This window comes from Mycobacterium sp. TH-M11 (genome assembly GCF_057473725.1).
Genome location: NZ_JBYCLD010000208.1, coordinates 1 through 3,218, shown reverse-complemented (window position 1 = coordinate 3,218; position 3,218 = coordinate 1). Strand labels below are relative to the sequence as shown.

The window sequence follows — 3,218 nt, the reverse complement described above, 5'->3', positions numbered from 1 at the left end:
GCCGCAGCAGGCGAATCCGGCACGCACAGACGTACCACCCGGCGGTCGTTGCCTACCACCGCCTCCCACAGCTTTCCGGCCAGCTTGTCCGCGAGTTTGTCGAGCCTGGCCGGCGTCGGGCTGAGAGGGGCGCCGGGCTGGGCGCGTACCGGGGACGCCTGCTTCTTGGGTGTCAGCCGTGGCGCGGCCGCCTGGTCTGGCTTCGTGGCGGCGGGCCGCGCCGGTGGTCTGGGGGGCTCGGGGGCGATCTGGACAGTGGGGCGGGAAACACAGCCGGCGCATCCGAGCCTCGTCTTCGTGGCGACCAATTGGCCGTCAGCACCGCAGTGTGGGCACGCGATGTCGGCGAAACGGCCCAATGGGATGAGCCAATCGAGTGTCAACGGATACCGCCGGTCGCCGCGGCGCACGTCGACCGGCAACCGCCATACCGGCACTTCGTAGAGGTGCAACCGATACGGCCGAACTTGGTGGCTCGCCTGATACTTCTCTCGGGTTTCGGCGATCCGCCGGGCGCGCTCGGACCGTACGCTGTCGGCGCGTGCGTCCAGCAGCTCCCGCCGGTCGGCAGGAGCTTGCGCTCGCCGCCGCTCGATCGTGGCTAGCGCATCGCGGTAGTAGGCCTCGACTCGTTCGAGCTCCGCGTCGCGGACCTTGCGGACGTCGTCACCGAGCTCGGATCGCCGCCGCTGCGCACACTGTTCGATATCCCGGTCGGCGCAACCGATCGCGGCGGTCAGGTCAGTGAGTGACAGCGAACCATCTGTCCGCACCGTCGGCAAAGCGGCCAGCTTCCCACTGACCTGGGTGAGGAGCTGGCGTCGCCGCTGCACGTCTACCCAGCATTCGGCGCATTCCTGGTAGTGGTCGTCGCTGGAGAGCGTGTAGTCGACCAGCGCCCCGACACGCAGAAACGAACGCACCGACCGCGTCGGTGTGCCCGAAGCATCGATCCGTCCATGATCGATGGCGAACTGGTCGCGCGCGATTCCCTGCAGGTGCTCAACCGGTGGTGGTGGCGTGGCGGCCACCTCCACGGCCATCGCGGCGACGTCACCCAGCGCCAGGACCGCGTCGGCGGCGCGTCCCAGCGCGGGATGCCCGGCCGAGAGCAAGGTCGCACCGTCCTCGCGGGCCACATCAGGATCGGCGGTGACCCGCAGCTCCTCGGGAAGCTCCAGCGTCGTCTGCAGAGTCGGTGGGAGCATCACCAGCGCCGTATCGCCACTGGATTCGGTGAGTCCTCCGATTGCTTCGACATATCGCAGCCAGAAGTCCAGGCCCACATCAGCGTTCGTCACGACGGCCCGCCCACCAGCAGGTCGACATCCGCACGGCTTCGCAGGTAGCTGCCTCTTGCCTCGGCGAGCGCGTTGCCGAGTGTGTCGAGCCGTCGCTCGAACTCATCGTCATCGGCGGCATCGACGAACGCATCGAAAACCTCGGTCTCGAAATCGAAGTCGTCATCGACCCGGCCGAGGATCATGTCAAGTTCGCCGACAACGAGTTCGAACAGGTTGATCTTCGCTTCGAGCACATGCATGATCCGTTGTTCGATGCTGCCCCGGGAGACCAGATTGGTCAGCGTCACATCGTGTTCCTGCCCGACCCGATGCAGCCGGCCGACCCGCTGTTCAATCTGCATGGGGTTCCACGGCAGATCGAAGTTCACCATGACGTGGCAGAACTGCAGGTTGCGACCCTCACCCGCTGACTCGGTCGACAGCAGGATCGGCGTTTCGCCGCGGAATTGCGCGATCGCCGACTCCTTCTCCGCCCGGGTAAGGCTGCCGTGATACACCGCGGACGTCATCCCGGCGGCCTCGACCGCGGCGACGAGTCCATCCAGTGCTTGGCGAAACCCGGTGAACACCAGCACCTTCTCACCCTTGCTGAGGTGGCGCTGAAGGAGTTCGACGAGTACCCGCACTTTGCTCGGCTCTCGGATGGCGCGGGCACACTCAGCGAGGTCGGCCCATCCGAGCTTCGCGAGCGTAGGTGCGGCGGCCGCGGGGCTGGAACCGGCCAGTCGGGTCAGGCCCCGCAGGGTGAACCGCGCCCGTCGCGGCCCCGTTGCCGCTGACCTGATTCGCCGAACGATATCGGCGTAGAGGCCGGCCTCGTGGATGCCGGGCGTTACCATCACCGTCTCGGCGAGGCGAGGCGGCAGCATCACCGCCACCTCGCTGCGGCGATGTCTGACTATCACCTCTCGGGTCCGTGCGCGCAGATCCTCAAGATTCTGTGGTTTCGATTCAGCCGATGCCGCAGCGTGTTTGGCGCGGAACTGGGCGGGCGTGCCCAGCAGCCCGGGCGCGACGAGACTGACCAACTGGTACAGGTCGGACAGCTTGTTCTCCACCGGTGTTGCGGTCAGCATCAGCAGGTAACGAGCTTGGAGACTGCGCGCGAGCTTGCCTGACGCGCTTCGCGGATTGCGGAGCCGATGCGCCTCATCGAAGATCACCAGATCCCAGTTGGCAGCGGTGAGCCTGCCCAGCAGTGGATCGCGGCGAGCGGCAGCGAGCGATGCGATAGTGACCGGTCGGTCCATGCCGCTCTCGCGGGCGGACGTCGACTCAGATTGAGCGACCACGGTCGGCACCCCGAACTTGCGCTCGAGCTCGTCGCGCCATTGGTCGACAAGTCCCGCGGGGACGACCACGAGCACGTGGTTGGCGAGCCCGCGCATGCGTAACTCGGATAGCACCAATCCCGCCTCGATCGTCTTGCCGAGCCCGACCTCGTCGGCCAAAATGCCCCGGCCGCGCATCCGCCGCAACACGGTGCGCGCCGTCTGCAACTGATAGTCGAACGGCTCGAACCTCAACCCCGGTATCGCGAGCAAGGTATCGAACCCCGGGCGTGCCCAGACCTTGACGGCATCATCGACGATCGTCGACCAATCCGGCTGCGGCCGTGTGCCATTGCGCAACCGTGTCAGCAGCGGCAAGTAAGCGGACAGGTCTGTTGTCGGCGTCTCGTCGGCAGCGTTGGCGACGGTCATGTGGCCCCCTACTCATAGCCCGGGTGCATCCTTGCGCCGGAACGGTACCGGCGACTACCGACATGTCCGATAGCCCACGCCGACGTGTGACCAATGAGGCCGATGCGATTCTCGCGAGTGCGCGACGGGCGAAATCAGATCAGCGTCAGATTGTGCGTGTCGGCGTGCCGGACAGCGTCAAGGGGTATGGACTGGTCGAGAGTTGCGAACC

General features: G+C 66.4%; 2 protein-coding genes. Both read right to left on the bottom strand.

The features are described 5' to 3' along the window. Window positions 1-1,301 (bottom strand): hypothetical protein (locus AC2VOG_RS09030; RefSeq protein WP_486939570.1); only part of this gene is annotated, 1,301 nt, incomplete at its 3' end. Next, entirely contained in the window at window positions 1,298-3,007 is a 1,710-nt protein-coding gene (locus AC2VOG_RS09025; RefSeq protein ID WP_486939569.1) for a DEAD/DEAH box helicase, read from the bottom strand. The genes AC2VOG_RS09025 and AC2VOG_RS09030, both read right to left, overlap by 4 nt. Window positions 3,008-3,218 lie beyond the last annotated feature (211 nt).